This is a genomic window from Nocardia coubleae NBRC 108252 (assembly GCF_001612805.1).
In the GTDB taxonomy this organism is placed as follows: Bacteria; Actinomycetota; Actinomycetes; order Mycobacteriales; family Mycobacteriaceae; genus Nocardia; species Nocardia coubleae.
The window spans coordinates 204,121-226,144 of the sequence record NZ_BDBD01000011.1; the positions used below are offsets into that span (position 1 = coordinate 204,121).

22 protein-coding genes are annotated in these 22,024 nt (G+C 68.7%); 12 read left to right on the top strand and 10 right to left on the bottom strand.

Features of this window, described 5'->3' with window-relative positions:
* Positions 1-113 precede the first annotated feature (113 nt).
* Entirely contained in the window at positions 114-1,028 is a 915-nt protein-coding gene (locus NCO8_RS31225; RefSeq protein ID WP_157104861.1) for a hypothetical protein, read from the top strand.
* A gap of 117 nt (positions 1,029-1,145) precedes the next feature.
* On the opposite strand, the gene NCO8_RS09940 is transcribed toward NCO8_RS31225, so the two are convergent.
* The 4 genes from NCO8_RS09940 to NCO8_RS09955 form a co-directional block, all read right to left on the bottom strand.
* Positions 1,146-2,063, bottom strand: coding sequence for a heme ABC transporter ATP-binding protein (locus tag NCO8_RS09940; RefSeq protein ID WP_084456844.1), 918 nt, complete (start codon positions 2,061-2,063; stop codon positions 1,146-1,148).
* On the bottom strand, positions 2,060-3,181 hold the full coding sequence (locus NCO8_RS09945; protein WP_245655299.1) for a FecCD family ABC transporter permease: 1,122 nt from the start codon (positions 3,179-3,181) through the stop codon (positions 2,060-2,062). Before NCO8_RS09945 ends, NCO8_RS09940 begins: the two co-directional genes overlap by 4 nt.
* Before the next feature lie 214 nt (positions 3,182-3,395).
* Positions 3,396-4,409, bottom strand: a complete 1,014-nt coding sequence (locus NCO8_RS09950) for a heme/hemin ABC transporter substrate-binding protein (protein WP_084456846.1) — start codon at positions 4,407-4,409, stop codon at positions 3,396-3,398.
* Between the two features lie 17 nt (positions 4,410-4,426).
* Complete coding sequence (locus NCO8_RS09955; RefSeq protein ID WP_067638363.1) at positions 4,427-5,404, bottom strand: aldo/keto reductase; 978 nt, start codon at positions 5,402-5,404, stop codon at positions 4,427-4,429.
* A gap of 233 nt (positions 5,405-5,637) precedes the next feature.
* Here NCO8_RS09955 and NCO8_RS09960 point away from each other — a divergent pair, with 233 nt between their 5' ends.
* The 4 genes from NCO8_RS09960 to NCO8_RS09975 are packed head-to-tail and all read left to right on the top strand — an operon-like array spanning position 5,638 to position 8,757.
* A complete protein-coding gene (locus tag NCO8_RS09960; RefSeq protein ID WP_067639935.1) occupies positions 5,638-6,567 on the top strand; it encodes an undecaprenyl-diphosphate phosphatase in 930 nt (309 codons plus the stop codon).
* A 32-nt stretch (positions 6,568-6,599) separates the two neighbouring features.
* A complete protein-coding gene (locus NCO8_RS09965) occupies positions 6,600-7,316 on the top strand; it encodes a histidine phosphatase family protein (RefSeq protein ID WP_067638366.1) in 717 nt (238 codons plus the stop codon).
* 52 nt (positions 7,317-7,368) lie between these two features.
* Positions 7,369-7,956 carry a DUF3090 domain-containing protein gene (locus NCO8_RS09970; RefSeq protein ID WP_067490390.1) on the top strand — a complete coding sequence of 196 codons (588 nt, stop codon included), beginning with the start codon at positions 7,369-7,371 and terminating at the stop codon, positions 7,954-7,956.
* Positions 7,957-7,959: 3 nt separating this feature from the next.
* Complete coding sequence (locus tag NCO8_RS09975) at positions 7,960-8,757, top strand: SCO1664 family protein (protein WP_067638368.1); 798 nt, start codon at positions 7,960-7,962, stop codon at positions 8,755-8,757.
* Here the strand turns inward: NCO8_RS09975 and NCO8_RS09980 are convergent.
* Positions 8,716-10,128 (bottom strand): MFS transporter, encoded by a 1,413-nt coding sequence (locus NCO8_RS09980; protein ID WP_067638370.1) that lies wholly within the window; start codon positions 10,126-10,128, stop codon positions 8,716-8,718. The two genes, NCO8_RS09975 and NCO8_RS09980, sit on opposite strands and share 42 nt — an antisense overlap.
* A 67-nt stretch (positions 10,129-10,195) precedes the next feature.
* Between NCO8_RS09980 and NCO8_RS09985 the strand changes: the two genes are divergently transcribed.
* Positions 10,196-10,756: a helix-turn-helix domain-containing protein gene (locus NCO8_RS09985; protein WP_067638372.1), complete on the top strand. Its 561-nt coding sequence runs from the start codon at positions 10,196-10,198 to the stop codon at positions 10,754-10,756.
* Positions 10,757-10,844: 88 nt separating this feature from the next.
* Complete coding sequence (locus NCO8_RS09990) at positions 10,845-11,102, top strand: hypothetical protein (RefSeq protein ID WP_067638374.1); 258 nt, start codon at positions 10,845-10,847, stop codon at positions 11,100-11,102.
* 45 nt (positions 11,103-11,147) lie between these two features.
* On the opposite strand, the gene NCO8_RS09995 is transcribed toward NCO8_RS09990, so the two are convergent.
* Both NCO8_RS09995 and NCO8_RS10000 read right to left on the bottom strand, forming a co-directional pair.
* Positions 11,148-11,987, bottom strand: a complete 840-nt coding sequence (locus NCO8_RS09995; RefSeq protein ID WP_067638376.1) for an alpha/beta fold hydrolase — start codon at positions 11,985-11,987, stop codon at positions 11,148-11,150.
* A complete protein-coding gene (locus NCO8_RS10000; RefSeq protein WP_067490050.1) occupies positions 11,984-12,406 on the bottom strand; it encodes a helix-turn-helix domain-containing protein in 423 nt (140 codons plus the stop codon). The genes NCO8_RS09995 and NCO8_RS10000 overlap by 4 nt, the downstream gene beginning before the upstream one ends.
* Positions 12,407-12,701: 295 nt before the next feature.
* Between NCO8_RS10000 and mshC the strand changes: the two genes are divergently transcribed.
* The 4 genes from mshC (at position 12,702) to NCO8_RS10020 (ending at position 17,261) form a co-directional block, all read left to right on the top strand.
* A complete protein-coding gene (mshC, locus tag NCO8_RS10005) occupies positions 12,702-13,940 on the top strand; it encodes a cysteine--1-D-myo-inosityl 2-amino-2-deoxy-alpha-D-glucopyranoside ligase (RefSeq protein WP_067638378.1) in 1,239 nt (412 codons plus the stop codon).
* 87 nt (positions 13,941-14,027) lie between these two features.
* Positions 14,028-14,852 carry a universal stress protein gene (locus NCO8_RS10010; RefSeq protein ID WP_067638380.1) on the top strand — a complete coding sequence of 275 codons (825 nt, stop codon included), beginning with the start codon at positions 14,028-14,030 and terminating at the stop codon, positions 14,850-14,852.
* A gap of 166 nt (positions 14,853-15,018) precedes the next feature.
* Positions 15,019-16,437, top strand: a complete 1,419-nt coding sequence (locus tag NCO8_RS10015) for a DUF445 domain-containing protein (protein ID WP_067638382.1) — start codon at positions 15,019-15,021, stop codon at positions 16,435-16,437.
* Positions 16,438-16,439: 2 nt separating this feature from the next.
* Positions 16,440-17,261, top strand: a complete 822-nt coding sequence (locus NCO8_RS10020) for an Abi-alpha family protein (RefSeq protein WP_067490038.1) — start codon at positions 16,440-16,442, stop codon at positions 17,259-17,261.
* On the opposite strand, the gene NCO8_RS10025 is transcribed toward NCO8_RS10020, so the two are convergent.
* A complete protein-coding gene (locus NCO8_RS10025; RefSeq protein ID WP_067639937.1) occupies positions 17,262-17,912 on the bottom strand; it encodes an enoyl-CoA hydratase-related protein in 651 nt (216 codons plus the stop codon).
* A gap of 391 nt (positions 17,913-18,303) precedes the next feature.
* On the opposite strand from NCO8_RS10025, the gene NCO8_RS10030 reads away from it, so the two are divergent.
* Positions 18,304-18,849, top strand: coding sequence for a TetR/AcrR family transcriptional regulator (locus NCO8_RS10030; RefSeq protein ID WP_067490032.1), 546 nt, complete (start codon positions 18,304-18,306; stop codon positions 18,847-18,849).
* Here NCO8_RS10030 and NCO8_RS10035 read toward each other — a convergent pair.
* Entirely contained in the window at positions 18,846-20,696 is a 1,851-nt protein-coding gene (locus tag NCO8_RS10035) for a Na+/H+ antiporter (RefSeq protein WP_067638384.1), read from the bottom strand. The two genes, NCO8_RS10030 and NCO8_RS10035, sit on opposite strands and share 4 nt — an antisense overlap.
* Positions 20,697-20,717: 21 nt before the next feature.
* On the bottom strand, positions 20,718-21,998 hold the full coding sequence (locus NCO8_RS10040) for a threonine/serine exporter family protein (RefSeq protein WP_067638387.1): 1,281 nt from the start codon (positions 21,996-21,998) through the stop codon (positions 20,718-20,720).
* Positions 21,999-22,024: the final 26 nt, after the last annotated feature.

The following is a 22,024-nucleotide window of genomic DNA, read 5'->3' on the forward strand; positions in this document are numbered from 1 at the left end:
CCCGGCGCGGAGGGTGCGGTCGACCACGGGGTCATCATGTGGATCAGCCCGTGTGAAAGGCCGTGTCGGACAACGTAGTTCTGTCACAATGAGGTATGGGCCGCACGGTACACGTGAGCACACTCGCGAACCTGGTCGAGAATCGGCACCTCGATGTGATCGGTGAACTGATCCGGGACCACGACTATCTCGCGTGCGTGAGCGATCCGGGCTTCCGATCGGATGCGTACCCGGACACCGCGATCTCCGACAGCGACTACGACCGGTGGCGTACGGCGACCGAGGATCTGGTCGGCGCCATCAGCGAATTACAGGCGCGCGCACGGGAAGTGGGTGCGCACCTCGAGCCGCCACTCGGCGGGACCCTGTTGTGGTCGCTGCGGTACGCGCGCAGAAACCGGCGGCTGCGCGCGAACTACGATACGCACGCGGCCGAACTGCGCGCCGAGTTCCACCGGGTGATCGCGGAGTACAAGCAACGTACCGGCGACCTGACCGAATTCCTGGAAGAAGAGCACCGACGCGCACGGCAGCGTATCGAAGAGGAACAGCGGCGGCGTGAGGAAGAACGAGAGCGCGAGCGCGAGCGCATCCGTTCGCGTCGTGCCGCGGCGCTGGACGCGGCCACCGGGGCGCAGTGGGCCTACGAGATCACCGACTACTCGAATGCGCGCACCTTCTGGATCTACCTGTCCTCACTGGACGCCATTCTCGGGGCGGAGGGCGAACTGACCGTGGCCGAAGTGCAGGAAGCCTTGCGTGCCGAGCGCGAACACCACCCGTATACGCAGGTGTTGTGGGGTGCCGAAACCCGGCGGGCACTGACGGACAGGTATTCGAGTGAGGCCGAAGGGTGGCAGGCGCTGACCGGTGAGCTGATCGATCCGCATCCACACGATCCGAGCAGGCCGCGACGATCCGGGAAGTATTACGGCCCCTCCAGCACCTATGGGGGCGACGGAGGTGGTGGCTACTCCGGCTGTTCCGGTGGTGGTTACTCCGGTGGATTCGGCGGCGGTTTCCGGTAGGACCAGCCCCCGCCGGTTACACCTGTCGACCAACTGTCGGCCGCGGTAGAGGGTGCGGACCGCTGCGGAGCTCGGTTACGGCAGGCGCCTTCGTCGCAGCGTGGTGCGAGTGGTGGTTCAGGGGCGGGTGCGGTCGGGCAGGACCAGTTGCAGGCCGGTGACGGGGTGATCGAAGACGTCGACCGGGTGTCGGTAGATCTTGGTCAGCAGGTCCCGGGTGAGGACTTCGCGGGGTGGGCCGTCGGCGGCAACCCGGCCCTCGTCGAGGACGGTGACGCGGTCGGCGTAGGCCGCGGCCACCCCTAGATCGTGCACCACCACGACCACCGCCGCGCCCTCGGCGGCACGGTCGGCGGCGAGCCGGAGGACCGCCTCCTGGTGGCCGATGTCGAGGGCGGCGGTGGGTTCGTCCAGGAGCAGGGTTGCGGTGTCCTGGGCGAGGACCCGGGCCAGGGCGACGCGGGCGCGTTCACCGCCGGACAGGGCGGGAAAGGTGCGGGCGGCGAGATGGGTGACGTCGGTGGCGGCCAGGGCGGCGGCGATCAGTTCGTCGTCGCGGTCGGCGGCGGGGGTGTGCAGCCACGGTGCGCGACCCATGGCGACGACCTCGCGAGCCGTGAACGGGAAGCCGACGGTATGCGATTGCGGCAGGACCGCGCGGCGGCGAGCCATATCGGCGTGGGTCCAGTGCGACAGGGCGTGGCCTTCGAGTTTCACCGTGCCCGAGGTGGGCTCCAGCTCACCGGCCAGGGCGGCGAGCAGGCTCGACTTGCCCGCACCGTTGGGTCCGACCAGCGCGACGATCTCACCGGCCGCCACCCGGAAGTCGACGTCCTCCAAAACCGTGCGCTCCCCACGGCGCACGGTGAGATCCGTCGCCCGCAGCGTGACGGTGCCCGGTTCCGGGCGCGCGGGGACATCGGGAGTACGGGCGAACAGCGACCGCCACGACGTCGCCTTCCGCCGCTGAACCGGGGTACTCGCGGCCGTTCGGTCGAGTACCGGGCGGGAAGAGGACCGGCTCGGTGTGCTCATCCCCAACCTCCGGCCTTGGCCCTGGTGCGGCGCAGCAGCCAGAAGAAGAACGGGCCGCCGATCAGTGAGGTCAGCATGCCGAGGGGCAGGTCTGCATTGCGGACCAGGGTGCGCGCGGCGACGTCGGCACCGAGCAACACCACCGCCCCGACGACGGCGCTGAGCGGCACGAGCACCCGGTGCCCCGGCCCGACGAGCATCCGCACCACATGCGGCACGATCAAGCCGACGAACAGGATGATGCCGCTGAACGCCACACCCGCGGCGGTGAGCACGGCGACCACCACGATCACCTGCCTGCGCAGCCGCTCCACGTCGACACCGAGGTGACGGGCGGCGGAATCACCCAACGCCAGCAGATCCAGGCGCGGCGCGATGAGCACGGCGGCCAGGATCCCGCTCGCGGCGAGGGTGGCGACGACGGCGACCGACTGCCAGGTGGCGCCGTTGAGACTGCCCAGCTGCCAGAACACGATCTGATCGCGGGCGGCGGGGGTGGCGATGAACAGCAGCAGCGCGATGAGACCACCGGCGAACGCGTTGATCGCCACACCGGTGAGGATCAATGTCACCACCTCGGTGCGCCCACCCGAACGCGACAGCACATAGACCAGCGCCGTCGTGACGAGCCCGGCGACGAACGCGGCCGCCGCGATCGACCAGGCGGCGACGAACGCACCACCGATCACGATCACCGTGCCCGCACCGACCGCCGCACCGGCGGACACCCCGATCACACCCGGTTCGGCCAGGGGATTGGCGAACACGCCCTGCAACAATGCACCCGCTGTCGCGAGGACCGCCCCGACCAGGATGGCCAGCACCACGCGGGGAAAACGCACCTCCCACAGCGTCACCTCGCCGGCCGGGTGCGCGGGCATCGGCCCGAAATCCAGTCCGATCCGGTGCGCGACGCTGCCAACCACCTCCGCGGCAGTCGTGGGCACCTGTCCGAGCACCGCCGATACGACTGCCAGGATCACCAGTGCGGCCAGTGCGACCGCGAATACCACCGTCACCCGGGTAGCGCGGTGCCGCGGACGCGGCAGCGGGTCAGGCGTTGCATCGGTGATCCGCGCCGGATCGGCGGACTTGATCAGCTCCGGGGCGTCACTCATGCGACGTCTCGGTGCTCGTCGCGGGCAGGCTCAGTCGTCATCGGGCGACGACGCCGACCTGGCTGTCGAGTGCGAGAGCTATCGCCACCGCCCGGCGCTTCGCGGGTAACCGGCGCCAGACGTTCGAACTCCGGGCATCGCCGACTGCGCCGGACGACCGGGTCGACCGGCTGGAGAACACGCGCCCGGCAGGTCACTCCTGCTGCTCGCGGAGTCATGACGTCTTCCCGTAGATGGCATCGGACAATGCCGAGATCACCCGGCCGGTGTTGGGGCCGAAGCTCAGCACCACCGCGTCGGACATGTCGACCACACGCCGATCACGCCCGGCAGGCGTCTGGGCGATGCCGGGCACCTTCACCAAACCGTCGACACCGCCCACCGACTTCAGACCGTCCGTCATCACCAGCAGCACATCGGGCGACGCGGCGATCATCGCCTCACTGGTGATCGCGGTGAACGGTTCGCTCAGCCCGGCCGAGGTCCCCGCGTCGACTCCGCCCACCGCGGTGATCAGCGAATCGGCACCGGAACCCGGGCCGGCCATCATCGTGATCGCGGCGCTGCGCAGGTACAGGAACGCGATCTTGGGTTTCGGGTCGGCGGAGGGCACGCGGGCGGTGGCGGCGGCGATCTCGTCGCTGGTGCGCTGACCGAGCGCGCGCCCCGCGTCGGGAACCCCGAGCGCGGTCGCGACGGCCTCGATCTGCGGGACGACACCGTCCATGCTGCGGTCGGGGTCGAAGTACACGACCGTCACACCGGCGGCGCGGAGCTGATCGCGCACGGCGGGCGCGGCGCTGGTGGTGTCGGTGAGGAACACCGACGGGCGAAGGGCGAGCACCGCTTCGACGCTGAGGCTGCCGTTGCCGCCCGCCACATTCGGCACGTCGGCGACGGCGGGGAACGAGGCGGAGGTGCTTCGCCCGACGAGATTGTCACCGAGACCGAGCGCCCAGACAGTCTGGGCGAGCGTGCCGTACCGGTCGACGGCGATGATGCGCGAGGCATCGGTGACCGTCACCTCGGTGCCGTCGAACGACCGCGCGGTCGCGGGCATCTTCGGCGTAGGTGCGGGCCCGATCGGGACAGGATCGAGATCGGCGAACTGGGCGGTCACCGGCCCACGGGTTTGTGCAGTCGATGCAGGATTGCTTCCGGTGCAGGCGACGGCGCCGGTCAGGACCGTCGCCGCCAGCATCGCCGTCAGCACACCACGCAGTTTCATGCAGGTAAGGCTAGCCATCATTCCGAACGGGCGCTCACATCGTCGAGGGCGGCCGCGATCGCCCGCGGCAATTCCAGGGTCTCGGCGGCCAGCACCCCCGTGAGCTGACCGATATCGCGCGCACCGACGATCATGCTCGCGATGCCCGGCCGGTCCCGGATCCAGGCCAGCGCCACCGCCAGCGGCGAAGTCCCGAGCCCGTCGGCGGCGGTGACCAGCGCATCGACCACCCGGGTCGCGCGGTCGTCGTCGAGGCGGCGGCGGATCTCGGCGGCCGTCGACTCGTCGGCACCGCGCGAATCGGCGGGCACACCGTCGCTGTATTTGCCGGTGAGGATGCCACCGGCCAGCGGCGCCGAGGCGATGATCCCCACCCCGTGATGGCGTGCGGCCGGAATCACATCGTTCTCAGGGGCGCGCGCCAGCAGCGAATACGGTGTCTGCGCGGCCGTGACCGGGCCGACCGCGGCCAAGCTCGCGAGCTGCCAGGCGCTGAGGCCACGCACGCCCGCGTACCTGGCACGCCCGGTGGCGATCACCGTCTCGAGGGTGGCCGCGACCTCCTCGAGAGGTGTGTAGGGATCCCAGGCGGCGATGCTGAAGATGTCCAGATGGTCGGTGCCGAGGTTGGCGAGTGTGCGGTCGAGCTGGCGCAGCAGGGTGCGCCGGGAGGCGTCGACGACCGGGCCGACCGCGGCAGGCGCGGGAACCGTGTCGCCCACTCCCGCGCCCGGCTTGTGGGTCACCACACCCGCGCACCCGCTGAGCACCACGTCCTCACGCGAAACCACCTCACCGAGCAACCCGGCCAGGATCTGATGCGCGGCGCCGTCACCGTAGACGGGGGAGAGGTCGATCAGTGTCCCCCCGGCATCGGCGAACGCCGCCAGCTGCACCGAGGCCTCCTCGGCATCGGTATGGGTGCCCCAGGTGTGGGTCGCCAACCCGATCCGCGACACCCGCAGTCCGCTTCGTCCCACCGTTCGCTGTTCCATCACCGCGCCCGTGCTTTCGTCACGGCGCCCAGCCTAATGCGCGGCGTGGCCGTCACCGCCGCGCCGACCCGGCGCGAGTCGGGTTCACCGGTGGGCCGACGACACCGATCCGGCCCGACGGGTAGGGTCGCTGCGGGATCGCGGGCCCACACGGCCGGGCGAGTAAGCAAAAGCCCAGGAGGACGCGATCTTTCGGGCGCGAGAAGTGGTAGGAGGATGTGGTGGGCGAGTCGATGACCTGGTTCCAGGCATTGGTACTCGGACTGGTGCAGGGGCTCACGGAGTTCCTGCCGATCTCCTCCTCCGGACACCTGCGCATCGTCTCGGGTGTGTTCTTCGGCGACGACGCGGGCGCGTCGTTCACCGCCGTCACCCAGCTCGGCACCGAGGCCGCGGTCCTGGTGTACTTCGCCAAGGACATCTGGCGCATCCTGATCGCCTGGTTCACCACCCTCGGCATGCGATGGCGCGAACGCTCGCAGCGTGCGGTGGCCGTCGGTGACCGGGTGACGACCAAACTGCCGGTGATGGACCGCAGCGCCCGCGAAGCCCACGAACGCGACACCCAGCGCGAACTGGACTACCGCATCGGCTGGTACGTCATCATCGCGACCATCCCGATCGGTGTGCTCGGCTACCTGTTCAAGGACGAGATCCGCACCGGGGCACGCAACCTGTGGCTGGTGTCGTTCATGCTGGTGGCGTTCGCGCTGGTGATCGCCGCCGGTGAGTACTACGGCAAGAAGGCCCGCCCGATCGAACAGCTCACCACCCGCGACGGCATCATCATGGGCCTGGCCCAGTGCCTCGCCCTGATCCCGGGTGTGTCGCGTTCCGGCGCCACCTCGACCGCGGGCCTGTTCCTGGGCCTGAAACGGGAAGCGGCGGTGCGGTTCTCTTTCCTGCTCGCCATTCCCGCCGTCACCGCGTCGGGCCTGTTCAGCCTGCCCGACGCCTTCGAACCGGCCGGTGAGGGACTCAACGCCAGCGGCCCACAACTGCTGGTCGCGACCGTCCTCGCCTTCGTCGTCGGCTATGCCTCGGTGGCGTGGCTGCTCAAGTTCGTCGGCAAGCATTCCTTCTACTGGTTCGTCGGCTACCGGATCATCCTCGGCCTCACGGTGATGGGCCTGCTCGCCGCGGGTGTCGTCTCCGCCACCTGAGCCCGCGGCCCGCTGATGGTTAGGCTGGTCCCATGACGGTGATCCTGCTCCGGCACGGAGTGTCCACCTCCAACACCGCGCGCACCCTGGCTGGGCGCGCACCCGGTGTGGAGCTCACCGAGCGTGGTACCGAACAGGCCGCCGCGGTCGCCGACCGGCTCGCCACCCTGCCGATCGAACACATCGCCAGCTCACCGCTGCTGCGCTGTCAGCGCACCGTCGCCCCGCTGGCCGACAAACTGGGTCTCGAACCCGAGCACGACGAACGGCTCATCGAGGTCGACTACGGCGAGTGGACCGGGCGCCCGATCGCCGAGCTGCTCACCGAACCGCTGTGGAAAGTGGTGCAGGGGCACGCTTCCGGTGCCGTGTTCCCCGGTGGCGAAGGTCTGGCCCAGGTGCAGCAGCGGGCGGTGGCCGCGATCCGCGACACCGAACGCCGCCTCGCCGACAAGGCCGGTCGCGATGTGCTGTGGGTGGCGTGCGCGCACGGTGATGTCATCAAGTCGATCCTGGCCGACGCGCTCGGCCTGCATCTGGACAGTTTTCAGCGGATCGCGGTGGAACCGGCCTCGGTCAGTGTGGTCCGGTACAGCCCGCACGGGCCGTCGGTGTGGAAGTTCAACGACACCGGCGCCGACCTGTCGGCCCTGTCCGCGGGTACACCACCGCCACCGCTGCCCGGCGGAGAAGTACCCGGGACAGCGAGTGCGGATAATGGGAATGTGAGACACCGCGATTCTCCTTGAACCAGGAGGTTGTTCGTGAGTGTCGTTGAGGGTCACGTATCAGGAGGTGCATGTGTCACGCGCAATCCATGTATTCCGCACCCCCGATCGTTTCGTCGCCGGGACCGTGGGCGAGCCGGGCGATCGTTCGTTCTACCTGCAGGCCGTGCAGGAACCGCGCGTGGTCAGCGTGCTGCTGGAAAAGCAGCAGGTGAAGGTGCTCGCCGACCGGATGGGGTTGCTGCTCGACGAGGTGGCGCGTCGTTTCGGGGCCGAGGTACCGCCCGAAGGTGAGGACGTCACCGATGTGGCGCCGCTGATGACTCCCATCGACACCGAATTCCGGGTCGGCACCATGGGTCTGGGCTGGGACGCCGACGCGAACGCCGTGGTGGTGGAACTGCTGGCGATCACCGAGACCGAGGTCGACGAATCGGTGGTGCTCGACGACACCGACGAAGGCCCCGACGCGGTGCGCGTGTTCCTCACCCCCATGCAGGCGCGGGAGTTCGCGTTGCGCTCCACCCGGGTGATCGCGGCCGGGCGCCCACCGTGCCCGCTGTGCGGGGAACCGCTGTCGGCGCGCGGGCACATGTGTGTGCGCACCAACGGGTACAAGCGCGGCGAGATCTTCGGTGCGGCCGAACTCGACGAGGAGTGAGACGTGTCCGGCATCACCGACAGTGAGCTCGAGATCATCGGACGGGTCGGCGTCGCCAGCAACCTGACGCTGGTGTGCGAGATCGCCGCACCCGAACCCGATGGTGCGCCGCTGCGGGTGGTGTACAAGCCGGTGCGCGGTGAACGACCGCTGTGGGACTTCCCCGACGGCACCCTCGCCGGGCGCGAGGTGGCCTCGTATCTGATCTCCGAACAGCTGGGATGGGGTGTCATCCCGGAGACGGTGTTGCGCGACGGCCCGTTCGGGCCTGGCATGGTGCAGCGGTGGGTGACCTCGGTCGACAACCGCACCGACGCACGCCAACGCCTCGACCTGGTCGATCTGTGTTCACCGGGCACGGTGCCCGAAGGGTTCTGCGAGGTGCTGCGCGCCCTCGACGACACCGGCAACGAGATCTCGCTCGTGCACGCCGACGATCCACGCCTGCAACGCATGGCGGTGCTCGACCTGCTGCTCAACAACGCCGACCGCAAGGGTGGGCACGCGCTGGAAGGTGTCGACGGGCAGGTCTACGGCGTCGATCACGGCATCTGCCTGCACAGCGAACCGAAGCTGCGCACGGTGCTGTGGGGGTGGGCCGGTCAGCCCATCGACGAGGCGCTGATCGCCGATGTCACCGCGTTCGCCACGAATCTGACCGGTCAGATAGCGGATTCGCTCGCCGAGCACATCACCGACGCCGAGATCACCGCACTGACCGAACGCACCAAAGCCCTGCTGGAACGCCCGGTCATGCCCCTACCGAATTCGGCCCGCCCGATACCCTGGCCCGCGTTCTGAGGGCGCGAACCCGGCCGCGACCATGACGAGCAGCCCGCAACAGCCGACGAGAAGCCAGCCCGGCCGCGCGGCCTGAGCCAGTTCCGTCTGTGCGGCGCCGCCGATGAACCCGCCCGCGACCGCGACGCCGAGGGCGGCACCGAATTGGCGTGCGGTGGAGGTGATTCCGCCTGCCACGCCGGCCCGGTCGGCGGGCAGCCCGCTCACGGCGGTGGTGGTGATGGGCGGGTTGGCGAAGCCGAATCCGATTCCGACCAGCAGCAACGCCGTCAGCAGCAGGGGCAGCGGGCGGTGCTCGCGGACCGCGACGAACAGCAGCCCACCACCGAGCGCGGTGAATCCGCCCGCGAGCTGTAGCGGTCGCCGCGCACCGTGACGGCTCACGAGCACACCCGAGAGCGGGGCGAACACGATCGCGGGCACCGCAAGTGGCAGCATCACCGCACCGGCCGCCGCCGGTGACATCCCGCGCGCGTCCTGCAGATACAGCGTCGTCAGCAGCAAGGTGGCGCCGAGGGCGACGAACACCGCGACCGCGCTGAGGACAGCCGCGGTGAACGGTGCGCGACGGAACAGATCGGGGTCGATCAACGGTTCGGGCCTGCGGCCTTCGAGCCGGACGAACGCGATGATCGCCGCGCACACCACCGCCGATCCGATGATCGTCGCCGGCGAAGCCCAGCCGAGACGCGGGCCCTCGAGAAGCACACCGACCGACCCCCCGACCACGATCACCAGCAGCACCTGCCCGAGTCCGTCGAGCCGCCGCACCCGCACCGCTCTCGACTCGGGAACCACCAGTGCGGTCAGCACGAGCACCACCGCGATCACCGGCAGATTCACCCAGAACACCCCGCGCCACCCCAGACTCTGCACCAGGGCGCCGCCGACGACCGGGCCCGCCGCCATCGCCACCCCGAACACCGCCGCCCACACCCCGATCGCGCGTGCCCGTTGCCCCGGGTCGGTGAACACCCCGACGACGATCGCCAGCGCCACCGGGCTCAACATCGCGGCGCCCGCGCCCTGTGCGATCCGCGCGGCGAGCAGCACACCGACCGTCGGGGCCACCGCGCACAGCACCGACGACGCCCCGAACAGCACCAGCCCCACCCGGAACACCCGTCGCCGCCCGACCCGGTCGGCGATGGCGCCCGCGGAGATGAGCAGGCTCGCCATCACCAAGGTGTAGGCGTCGACGATCCAGGCGATGCCACGGACTCCGGTGTGCAGGTCGCGGGCGATGGAGGGCAAGGCGGCGTTGACGATGGTCGTGTCCAGCCCCACCAGGAACAGTCCCGTGCTGCACACGGCCAGCACCGCCCATCGTCGTCGCGAGCCGAGGGCTTGGTCTTTCGCTGTGTCGATCATGGCAAGAATCGTCGAGGCGCAGCCGGGCGGACAGGTAGAGATTTTGCGAAGACCGCAAAATGGGGGTGTGGACGACGCACAGATCATCGACGAGATCGGTCCGCGCCTGCTGGCATTGCGCCGCGGCCGTGGCCTGACCCTGCACGAGTTGTCGGGCGAGACCGGTATCTCGGTGAGCGCGCTGTCGCGGCTCGAAACCGGCAAACGGCGCCCTACCCTCGATCTGCTGCTGCCGTTGGCGCGGGCGCACAGGGTCTCGCTCGACCAGTTGATCGCCGCGCCTGCCACCGGTGACCCACGCGTGCACCTCATCCCACGCCGCAGCCGCAACGGCAGCATGGTGGTGCCGCTCACCGACTATCCGGGACGCATGCAGGTCTTCAAACAGGTCCTCGGCCCGAACACTCCGAGACTGGTCACCCACGCCGGCTACGAGTGGCTGTATGTGCTGGCCGGGGACCTGCGGCTGATCCTCGGCGAACAGGAACTGCTGTTGCGCCCCGGGGAGGTCGCCGAGTTCGACACCGACCAACCCCACTGGTTCGGGCCCGCAGGCGACCGAAGCGTCGAGATCCTGCACATGTTCGGTCCGCAGGGCGGGAAAGCGCGGGTGCGTACACCCTTCTGACCGGCACGGATTTTCCTGGGTGTACGACGATGCCGGTGCTAGTGTGCTCCAAGCACTTTCGCTGTCCCCGCATCATCAGAGGAACACCATGTCGACTCGTTCGATCGTCACCGGATCCGCCGCCGCCCTGCTGCTCGGCGCCGTCGTCGCCGCTCCTGCCCAGGCCTTCCCCGCCGGCTGGTTCGACGACCAGACCTACGTCTGCACCGCCACCGACCGCACCACCGGCGCCTGGCTGCCCGAGGTCGTCGTCGAGGCTCCCGACCAGGTGGGTGCCGGTTTCTACGCGCTGCCCCTGCTCGGTCCCAACGCCGACAACCTCAACCTGCACTGCCGCCCGGCCTGACCGACCCCCCGGTGTTGCCGCGAGTCGGGGCGCGGCGACACAGGGTCAGTGGGCGAGCAGGAAGTGCCGTACGGCTTCGCTTTGCCCCAGCACGGCATGTCCGACACCGGGCAGGAGACGCACCTGCGCATCGGCCAATGCCCGAGCGCGTCGAGCCGTGCCCGCCGAATCGAACAGTGCGTCACGCTCGCCGACGATCACAAGTACCGGAATACCCACCGACCGCAACTGCGTGTCGGAGAACCTCGGTAGATTTCCCGAGCGAGCCGAGAAATGGGTGAAGACCAGTTCCACGTCGTCGAGGATTTCCTCCGCCGCCGGACCTGTGAGCCCGAGACCGGTGCGTGCCATCTCGCGCACACTGTGTCGGCCGAGTAGCCGTCGTCCGAGAGCCTGCACCAGCCACCCGTACCGGTGCCTGCCCAGACCACCCGGGCACAGCAGCGCCAGCGCGTCGACTCGCCCCGGTCTGCGCGTCACGTAATCCAGCGCGGTCCAGCCGCCGAGCGACATTCCAATCATCGACACCGTGTCCAGTTCGAGCCCGTCGAGGACCTCGTCGAGCCAGTTTGCGCACGCATCGGTGTTCAGCGGCAGCCGGGTGGGAGCGCTGAAACCGGGCTCGCCGGGCAGATCCACCGCGTACACCCGGAACCGGGCAGCCCAGTCGGCGATGTCGCCTCGCCAGGCGCTCGCATTGGAGCCCGAACCGTGCAGCAACACCAGTGGTGGCGCGTCGACCGGGCCACAGACCAGCACGAACGTCTCACCCGCCGCGGTCGGAACGAGCCGCTGCTCCCATGGAACGGGCCAAGCCGCCAGATGTTCGCGGTAGCGCGCGCTGATGCGTTCGCGGCCCTGCTCTGAGGTGTAGAGGGTGCTCATGGGGCGAGGACTCCGTCCAGGTAGTCGAGCAGGCGTGCGGTGTCGGCGAGTCCGCCGAGCAGGATCACTTTCAGGCGTCCGCGTGCCGGGTCGTAGCTGGTTTCGACCCGCAATGCCCGCCCGCCGGGCCCCCGCGTGGCGGCGGTGGCGGTGAGCAGGGTCGCGACACGGTCGACGGTGGCGCGGTCGATGTCGTCGATCTCGACGATGCAGGAGGCCTCCGCGTGCCCGGCGGTCGCGGGTTTCGGTGCGCTGATCGGGAGGCCGGTGAAGGTCTCGAGGTCGTCGTGGGTGATGCGGTACTGCTTGCCGATGCGGGCGGCGGGCAGTTTGCCGTCGCGGACATATCCGCGCACGGTGCGCACATGCAGTCCGAGCAATTCCGCGACCTGTTCCACCGAATAGAAACCTTCTGGCATGAAACGACTGTATAGGAACGTAAGAATAGGTGCAAATAGGGAAGGTTGGGGAGTAGGCGCGAGGCGTGCCGACGACGGCAGCTACCGTTCGCGGATTCGGCGACCGAGACCTCGACACAACGTCCCACCGCACAAGCGCACCCCCTGCGGCCTGGGAATCCTCGTGAGCGCAACCCTTGACAGCGCCGGTCGAACACGTTTGTGTGCAGGTTGCGGGCCGCGCCGAATCCGGCCGGGCAACCGGGTGGACCGGGCCGCGAGGCGAGCACTCCGGCCGGGGCTCTACCCTCGAATCATGCAGTCCTGGTCCGATAACGCCCTTCCGACCGTCCCCGGAGCAGGGCCGCCGTTGCGGTTGTACGACACCGCCGACCGCCAGGTCCGCCCGGTCACCCCCGGCGCGACCGCGAAGATGTACGTCTGCGGAATCACCCCCTACGACGCCACCCACCTCGGCCACGCCGCGACCTACCTGACTTTCGACCTGGTCAACCGGTTGTGGCGCGACGCCGGACACGACGTGCACTACGTGCAGAACGTCACCGACGTCGACGACCCGCTGTTCGAACGCGCCGCCCGCGACGGCGTCGACTGGCGCGACCTCGGCAGCTCCGAGATCGACCTGTTCCGCGAGGACATGTCCGCCCTTCGGGTGCTGCCGCCCCGCCAGTACATCGGCGCCATCGAATCGGTCGAAGAGGTCGTCGAGGTGGTGCAGAAACTGCTCGCCTCCGGCGCCGCCTACATCGTCGACGACGCCGAACACCCCGACATCTACTTCCGCACCGACGCCACCGAACAGTTCGGCTACGAGTCGGGCTACGACCGCGCCACCATGGAGAAGTTCTTCGCCGAACGCGGCGGCGACCCCGACCGGCCCGGCAAGCGCGACACCATCGACGCCCTGCTGTGGCGCGCCGAACGCCCCGGCGAACCGTCGTGGCAGGCACCGTTCGGCGCCGGGCGCCCCGGCTGGCACATCGAGTGTGCCGCGATCGCACTCAACCGCATCGGCACCGAGTTCGACGTCCAGGGCGGCGGCTCGGACCTGATCTACCCCCACCACGAGTACTCCGCGGCGCACGCCGAAGCGATCACCGGCACCCGCCGTTTCGCCCGCCACTACGTGCACGCCGGGCTGATCGGGCTCGACGGCGAGAAGATGTCGAAGTCCAAGGGCAATCTGGTGCTCGTCTCGAAACTGCGCCGCTCCGGAGTCGACCCCGCCGCGATCCGCCTCGGCCTGTTCGCCGGGCACTACCGGCAGGACCGCATGTGGACCGACGCGGTCCTCGACCAGGCCAAGGCGCGGCTCGCCCGCTGGCGTGAAGCGGTGTCGCTCGCCTCGGGACCGTCGGCGACCGACACCGTCGCCCGCCTGCGCCAGCACCTGGCCGACGACCTCGACACCCCCAAAGCCCTTGTCGTGGTGGACAACTGGGCCGAGCAGGCGATCGCCTACGGCGGCACCGACACCGACGCCCCGGCCCTGGTACGCACCGCCGTCGACGGACTCCTCGGTATCGCCCTCTGACCCGGCGCGGGCATTTGCGGCAGGATTGCCGGAGCGTGCGGTGTTTATACTGTGGCGAACCGCCGTCGTCGGATCGGAGAGGGTCCCATGGACCGCTACCAGCGCATCGTGGTGGGAACCGACGGGTCGGAGGCCGCGCAACTGGCGGTCACCGTCGCCGGTGAGGTCGCGCTCCGGCTCGGAGTCCCGATCACCGCGCTGACCGTCTGGAAGGAAAAGGCGCGCAAGTCCGCCCTCGACCCCGAATCAGCTGTACGGATCAGCGCCGCGGCCGTCGCCGCGCTCGTCGAGGCGGGCCTGTCGCAGGTGACGGCCCTCGATATGCCGGGGACACCGAGCGCGGCGCTGCTCGAAGTCGGTGCGCAGGACCCGGGCACGCTGCTGGTGATCGGGGCGCGTGGGCTCGGCCGCTCCAAGGACCGGCTCACCAGTTCCACCGCCAACCACGTCTCCCACCACAGCCCCACCGACGTCTTGTTCACCCACAAGGTGCCCAAACGCTGGACCACCGTCGGCCTGGCCACCGACGGCTCGCCCAGTTCGATGCTCGCGGTGCGCCGCGGCTACGACCTGGCCCTGGAACTCGGTGCGCGCCCGTTCCTGGTGACCGCGACGAAAACCGACGCCGACGGCGCGGAAACCCTGGCCCAGGTACACGCGGCCCTGAACCTCGACGATCCCGAACTGCTCGGCCACGACGTGCTCACCGGCGTGCCGCCCGCCGAAGCGCTGTGCAACGCCGCCTGGAAATACGACCTCGTGGTGATCGGCAACCGGGGGATGAGCGGACCCGCGCGGCTGCTCGGATCGGTCGCCAACAAGGTCACCCACGACATCGACACCAACCTGCTGCTGGTCGCCACCACCCATGGGTCCGACGATCCCGACCCGGAGCCGGACCCACCGCGTTAGCCTGGAATACGTACCTGCGCAGGGTCGAACCAACGCCGGGTCCGGACATGATCGCAGGTTTGCTCCGATATTGCGGGTAAGTGCCCAACTTGCCCGGAACCTCCCGATCTGTCACCTAAGATGACCGAAACGCGCGATGTTCGGAACACGACGGAGTGGACGCCGGATGAATGCTGAGATCGAGGCGGCGGGCTTCTTCGGCCTGCTGAACTGGGAAGAGATGACCGGGCTCAGCAAGTTCTGGGTCGACATGATCAGCATTCCGATCTTCAGCGCCATCGCGGGTCTGATCACCAACTGGACCGGCGTCATCATGCTGTTCGCACCGGTGCGATTCACCGGCTTCTATGTGCCGGGCCTCAAAACGCTGTTCCCGTTGCTGCCGCGCAAAGTTCAGATCCTGCCGACGTTCGCACCGGGCGGCATCCTCGGATTCCAGGGGTTCATCCCGGCACGCGCGGAGAAGATGGCCAGCCTGATGGTCGACAACGCCGTCGCCAAGATCGGCACGGCCAAGGACTTCTTCGACCAGATGGACCCACGCAAGATCTCCGCCCAGGTCGCGCACGTGGCGTTACCGAATGTGCGCTCGATGGTCGATTCGATCATGACCACCGAACACCCGCAGCTGTGGGCGGACATGCCGCCGCGCGCGCGTGAGGCGATCTACGCGCGCGTCGAAGCCGAACTGCCCGCGATCACCGATCGTGCCTTCGACTTCATCGGCGCCAATATCGACCAGCTGCTCGATGTGAAGCTGATGGTCGTCGGATATCTGCGGCGCCGCCCGGAATTGCTCAAGGACGTGATCTACGGGCTCGGCGCTCCCGAACTGCGGTTCATGACGCGCAGTGGGGTACTGGGTTTCCCCTTCGGTGTGGTCGTGGCGCTGTGGTTGTCGCTGCTGCACTACAGCTCCCCGCACGGTGACACGCCCGCGATGATCGAACTGCCCGGCTGGTTGCACACCCTGGTACATCTGGTGCCCGCGTGGCTGGTCGTGGTGCTCGGCGGCGCCGTGGTGGGTGTGCTGGTCAACATCATCGCCATCAAGGTGGTGTTCGAACCCGCGAACCCGCAGCCGAGATACAAATACCCGTGGGGTGTCGCGAAATTCGCCAAACGCCAGTACCAGGCGGCGGCCGATCTGGGGCACGCGATCGGGTATCAGATCGTGACCCTGGACGTGGTCACCGAGCAACTGCTCGACGGGCCGAGCGGTGACAAGACTCGCGCGGTGATCGCGCACTTCCTGCAGCTCGAGATCGACCGTATCCTCGGCCCGCTGCGGTCGGTGACCCGATTGGCCGTCGGCCCACGGCATTTCGACGCCATCCAGGCCACCGCTGGCGCGAGCCTGGCCACCGAGATGAAGCCCTGGCTGGTCGAGGACGTGGAGTTCTCCCAGTCGACAGCGGCCAGCGTCGACGAGCTCGCCACCGAGAAACTGCGCGAACTACCGCCCGAGGAATTCGTCGAAATGCTGTACACCGCCATCGAACAGGACGCGTGGCTGCTGTATTTGCACGGCGGCATCCTGGGCGCCCTCGTCGGCGGCGTGCACCTACTGGTCTTCGGAGCGTGACCATGAACGACGACCGCGATTCCGGTATCCCCACCGACTTGGCGGGTCTGGCCCGCATCGCCGGGCTCACGATGCGGCAATTCGTCGGTGCCGTCACCAAGGGTGCTGTGCACACGGCCACCGAACTGGTCGACGACATCCGGGCGGGCGAACCGATGTCGCGCATCATCGACGAACGCGTCGATGTACTGCGCCGGGCGGCACTGAGTGCGCTCGGCTTGGCGCCCACCGCTTCCGGTGCCCTGCGCGCCATCGATTCCGATGTCGACGCCGAAGATCTCAAGACCATTGGCGACGCCATGATCAACGAGGGCTGGGACTCGGCGCAGCAGCCCCGCGACGTGCACCCCTCGTTCGTGCCGATCCTGCACGACCTGACCCCCGACGAGGCCAGGATCCTGCGGTTCCTCGCCGTCGCCGGACCACAGCCCGCCATCGACATCCGCACCAAGACACCCTTCGGGATCGGGTCCCAACGCCTCGCCGACGGGATCAACATGATCGCCAATATGGCCGGGTGCGCGATGCCCGAACGCGACCAGCATTACCTGGGCAACCTCAACCGGCTCGGGCTGGTCCGGTTCTCGAGCGAACCGGTCGCCGACTTCCGCCGCTACGCCTTCCTCGAGGCCCAGCCCGCCGCCCAGGCCGCCTACAAGTCGGTGAAGATGCGGGCGATCAGTCAGTACCGCAGCATCTATCTGTCGGTGTTCGGGAAACAGTTCTGTGACGCCTGTTTCGTCCTCGACGGGTATACCGGCGGCGGCTGGGCCACCGACGACCGTGGTGATGTGTATCTGGGCAAGGGCCCGCGGCTGCCGTGATCAGTTCTTGCCGCGCAAGGCGGTGAGCACTCCCTCGAACATCACCGATTTGATGGCCGTCATCGTCGGCTGATCCTTGCCGCCCAGGGGAGCGACCGAGGCGAGGGCGGCGTCGAGGACCTCGGCGGCGGTGGTGTCGACCAGGTCGAAGGCGGCGGCCTCGGTGCCGTCGAAGCGGCGGGCGGTGGTCATGGCCGCGATCGCCGTCTTGGGGGGCACTTTCGCCTGGATGAGGGCGGCCATTCCGTTGGTGAACGGGATCCGCAGCTCGGCCTCGGGGAAACAGAAGAACCCGCGATCGGCGCGCATCACGCGATAGTCGTGGGCCAGCGCCAGCATCGCGCCTGCCCCGAACGCGTCTCCGCCGATCGCGGCGGCCGTGGGCATCGGCAGGGTGAGTACCCGGGCGAGCAGGGTGTGCACGGCGGCCACGTAGGCGGCGGCCTGGTCGCCGTTGGCGGCCAACCATTCGAGGTCGAGGCCGTGGGAGTAGACCGGGCCGGTCGCGGTCGTCACCATGGCCTGCGCACCGGTGGTGACGACGGTGTCGAGGTGGGTGTTCATCTCGGTGAGGAAGTCGGGGGAGAAGCGGTTCTCGCCGTCGCCGAGGTCGAGGACGGCGACGGTGCCGTGATGGCGCAGGGTGGGCATACGGTTCCTTTCGGTGCGTAACCAGATGTGCGCCAGCACTTCCCGGCATGCGCCGAGGCGGTGCCTACCGTTCACCCGCAAACGACGGTTCCGTGAAGGTGGCGGAACCTGTTCGGGCAACAGGGTTTCGATGGCGTCGAGCACGGTCCGCGGGGCCATGAAACAGGGGCCCCTACTGAACAATACTTTACAGAGCTATTGCTCCGTTATTCCATCCGGGACCTCCCTTCGCCGCATGGAGCACCGATTATGTTCCAGCCCTTGGTATTTCGGGAGACGCGACGGCGTTCGGGCCACAGAATAGATTTCGTTACGGTGCTCTGGGCCCTCGATACGATGGGGTACTGTTCGCATTCTTCGGCCCTGCCCGCACGAACAGAACGGCATCGCGATGTCCCGAGTGGTTACCAAGGAGCAGTACTTCGACACCGCTGTGGCGGTGCTCGCCGAGTTCGGCTTCAAAGGTCTCAACATCGGCGTGCTCTGCCGTCGTCTCGGGGTCACCAGCGGCTCGTTCTACCACCACTTCGGCTCCTGGCAGGGCTTCGTCGACGCGCTGCTCGAACACTGGGAGAACCGGCAGATGGTCGAGCTACGCGCCCTCGACGTCGGCCATGGCGACCCCGACGCCGACGTACGCGCCATGTCCGAACTCACCGGCGGCCTCGAACACGGCGCCGAAGCGGCCCTGCGTGCCTGGGCCGCAAACGACGAATCGGTCCACGTCACCGTGAAACGGATCGACGAATCACGCAGGCGCACCGTGCACCGGGTGATCGACAGCGTCATCGGCGACGACGACACCGCGGCCGTGGTCACCGAGGTCGGCATGGCCATGCTCATCGGCTACCAGCAGCTCGCCGCCACCGGCGAACCGACCGAACTCGACCGCCTCCTGTCGCAGTACGCGCGCCTGATCTACTCGCACCGCCGCTAACCGAGCAGTTCGTCGAGATAGCACCAGCGCCACTGCTCGCCCGGTTCGACGCTACGCATCACCGGGTGCGCGGTGGCATGGAAGTGTTCGGTCGCGTGATTGCCCACCGAGGACTCGCAGCAGCCGATGTGCCCGCACTCCAGGCACATCCGCAGATGCACCCACCGCATCCCGGCGTCGCGGCACGCACGGCACACCGGTTCGCCCGCAGGGGGCGCGGTGTCGGGTGCCTGTTCCAGATGCGCGCAGCCGGCGGTGGCGTTGCCGAGGGGTTCGGTCGAGGTGTCGTCGTCGTCCTCGTCGAACCGGTCGATCATCGACTCCTCGAGATCGAGGCGGGCCAGCACATGCTGGAGCACTTCGTAATCCACCGCACCCACGTCACGCACCGCGAGCACGGCGTCGCGTTCGGCGGCCAGCATCGCCAGCCGTAGCCGCCGGTACTCCGCGGTCGGTGTCACCCATTCGGCCTCCGGACGACCGAGCCGCTCCCAGGCGGCATTGCTGCGCCAGGTGAGGCGTTGGCGCAGTGATTCGATCACCGGTTCCGGCGTGTGCGGGCCGATCCGGCGGTCCAGCTCGGCGAGCCCGGCCACCGAAGCCTGGTGCAGCAGATCGGCTTTGGTGAGCGCGTCCTCGGCGCGGCTCGGCCCACGCAACCGGAGCAACCGCACCAGCCACGGCAACGAGGTGCCCTGCACCAGCAGCGTGCCACCGACCACCACCAGCGCCAGCAATTCGAGCACCGGCAGCTGCGGCGTCGAATCCGGCAGCAACAGCACCGCGGCCAACGTCACCACCCCGCGCATCCCCGCCCACGACACCACCGCCGCATGACTCAACGGTTCGGTTTCGCGCCCGAACAGCCGGGCGACCAGTACCGGGGTGAACACCCACACCGGACGCGCCAGCATCACCGCCGCCAACACCGCCACCGCCGCGAGCACCAACGTGGAGTGGTCGAGACCGGAATGCCAGGCGCCCTCCACGATCCAGCGCACCTGCAACCCGATGACCAGGAACACCGCGCTCTCCAGAATGAACTGCACCGTGCGCCAATTGGTTGTCTCGGCGACCCGTGAGGCCGCACCCTGCCAGCGGTGCGCGCCGTGGCCGAGGATCATCCCGCACGTCACCACCGCGATCACCCCGGAGGCGTGCACGTGCTCGGCGGGCAGGTAGGCCACGAACGGGGCGAGCAGCGACACCGTCGTGTCCAGCACCGGGTCCTGAATCCGCCTGCGCAACACCACCAGCACCGAGGCGACCAGCGCACCGACCACCGCGCCACCGACCGAGGCGAGCAGGAAGTCGCCACCGATCTGCCACACCGTCACCGCACCGGCCATCGCCGCGATCGCCCCACGCAACGACACCAGCGCCGTCGCGTCGTTGAACAGCGACTCGTCCTCGAGCACCGTCACGATGCTGCGTGGCATCCCGGTACGGCGCGCGATCGCGGTGGCCGCCACGGCATCCGGGGGAGCCACCACCGCACCGAGCGCGACCGCTGCCGCGAACGGCACCGGCAGCAACCACCACACCACCAGCGCGACAGCGAACGTGGAGAACAACACCAATCCCACCGACAGCGACGCGATGGTGCGCAGATTCTTCCGGAAATCGACCAGCGAGGTCTTCAGTGCCGCCGTGTACAGCAGCGGCGGCAGCAGACCGAGCAACACCATTTCCGGTTCCAGATGCACCTGCGGAACCATCGGGACATACGAGGCGAGCACACCGGCCACCGTCAGCACGAGCGGTTCGGACACCCCGAAACGCCGCGCGGTCGCGGCAAGAGCCGCCGCGGACCCGATGAGTACCACCAAACCGATCGCGATATCCACCCCGGCATTGTTCCACCCCCGCTACCGCAAGGTGCCCGCCCAACCGCGCCGTGCCACCACCGACCACAGGTACACCCCGAGACTGGCCCCGACCCCCAACGCCACACACACCGCCCCCGCCTGCACGAAATACTCGACTCCCGACACCTGATACACCGAAAGCATCAACCCCTGGCACACGATCAGACCGGGCAGCAACGCGCCGGTGATACCGACCAGGGCCAGCGCCGACATCGGCAACCGCAACCGGTCCGCACACGCCGCCGCGAGGAAACCGAGCACCACCGCGGCAATCGGTCCCGCCCACGCCGAGGGCATGTTCCCCAGATGGATCAGCGTCTGGTTCACCGACGCGGTCACCAGACCCGCCACCGCAGCGGGCAGCAGCAGATCCCTGCCACCGGAATTGAACAGCGCGTTGCCGATCGCGCCGAGCACCGCGAACACCACACCCAGCCACACCGGAAGCACCGGCAGGTCAGCGCTCACGGGAACACCGAGATCGAATCGCCACGACAACGACAGCACGAGCAGCCCACCCAGGACGATCCCACCGATGATCAATCCCGCCCCGAGCGCCCGCACCAGCGCCGACATGCTGTCTCCGCTCACCATGTCGATGGCGGTCGAAATCAGTTGGGGCAGTGGGGCGATCAACACCCAGGTGGTGGCGACCACCGTCGCCGCCTGCGCCACGGTCAACCAACCGGCCAGATGACACAACCCACCCAGGCTGCCCGCCAGCGCCGCCTGCACCGCCACACCGAACAGTTTCGGCACCCCACCGGCCCCGAAGCCCCGACCGGTCACGTTCACCACCAACTGGATGACCGCGGCCGCCGACGCCGCGAGCATCCCGCCACCGATCTGCACACAGATGCAGAACGCCAGCAACATCCCACCCGCCTGCGCCCACCACCACGGAAACACCGGCGGACCGGAATCGGCCTCGGTCAACCGGCGGCATGCGGTTTCCGGGTCGAGCCGTTCGGTCACCGTCGCGCGCGCCACCGCTTTGACGCGGCGCATCCGGTCGCAGTCGAAGCTGTCCAGGCCGGCCGACTCACCCACCCGGGAGACCAGATGCCCCTGCCCGTCCTCGCACTGCACGATGAGCACCCGGCCCATCCCCGTCACCGTCAGCCGCGACAAGCCCCACGCCGCAGCGCACGCCCGCACCATGTCCTCGGCGGCGGCCGTGGCGTAACCGCACTCGAGCGCGTCGGTGCCCAGCCTGGTCAGGAACTCGAGGGCCGCATCGAGGTGGGCAGTGCCGGTGCGGCCGGTGTCCTGGTTCGGCATAGCGCCAATCTAGGGGCGGGGCGACC

Bases quoted from the DNA above. Each gene is read 5' to 3' on its own strand.
- NCO8_RS09945 (WP_245655299.1), bottom strand. From the start codon at position 3,181: ATGAGTGACGCCCCGGAGCTGATCAAGTCCGCCGATCCGGCGCGGATC.
- NCO8_RS10015 (WP_067638382.1), top strand. From the start codon at position 15,019: ATGAATGCTGAGATCGAGGCGGCGGGCTTCTTCGGCCTGCTGAACTGG.
- NCO8_RS09965 (WP_067638366.1), top strand. From the start codon at position 6,600: ATGACGGTGATCCTGCTCCGGCACGGAGTGTCCACCTCCAACACCGCG.
- NCO8_RS09980 (WP_067638370.1), bottom strand. From the start codon at position 10,128: ATGATCGACACAGCGAAAGACCAAGCCCTCGGCTCGCGACGACGATGG.
- NCO8_RS10020 (WP_067490038.1), top strand. From the start codon at position 16,440: ATGAACGACGACCGCGATTCCGGTATCCCCACCGACTTGGCGGGTCTG.
- NCO8_RS09990 (WP_067638374.1), top strand. From the start codon at position 10,845: ATGTCGACTCGTTCGATCGTCACCGGATCCGCCGCCGCCCTGCTGCTC.
- NCO8_RS10000 (WP_067490050.1), bottom strand. From the start codon at position 12,406: ATGCCAGAAGGTTTCTATTCGGTGGAACAGGTCGCGGAATTGCTCGGA.
- NCO8_RS10040 (WP_067638387.1), bottom strand. From the start codon at position 21,998: ATGCCGAACCAGGACACCGGCCGCACCGGCACTGCCCACCTCGATGCG.
- NCO8_RS10030 (WP_067490032.1), top strand. From the start codon at position 18,304: ATGTCCCGAGTGGTTACCAAGGAGCAGTACTTCGACACCGCTGTGGCG.
- NCO8_RS09955 (WP_067638363.1), bottom strand. From the start codon at position 5,404: ATGGAACAGCGAACGGTGGGACGAAGCGGACTGCGGGTGTCGCGGATC.
- NCO8_RS09940 (WP_084456844.1), bottom strand. From the start codon at position 2,063: ATGAGCACACCGAGCCGGTCCTCTTCCCGCCCGGTACTCGACCGAACG.
- NCO8_RS10010 (WP_067638380.1), top strand. From the start codon at position 14,028: ATGGACCGCTACCAGCGCATCGTGGTGGGAACCGACGGGTCGGAGGCC.
- NCO8_RS09950 (WP_084456846.1), bottom strand. From the start codon at position 4,409: ATGAAACTGCGTGGTGTGCTGACGGCGATGCTGGCGGCGACGGTCCTG.
- mshC (WP_067638378.1), top strand. From the start codon at position 12,702: ATGCAGTCCTGGTCCGATAACGCCCTTCCGACCGTCCCCGGAGCAGGG.
- NCO8_RS10025 (WP_067639937.1), bottom strand. From the start codon at position 17,912: ATGCCCACCCTGCGCCATCACGGCACCGTCGCCGTCCTCGACCTCGGC.
- NCO8_RS09995 (WP_067638376.1), bottom strand. From the start codon at position 11,987: ATGAGCACCCTCTACACCTCAGAGCAGGGCCGCGAACGCATCAGCGCG.
- NCO8_RS09960 (WP_067639935.1), top strand. From the start codon at position 5,638: ATGACCTGGTTCCAGGCATTGGTACTCGGACTGGTGCAGGGGCTCACG.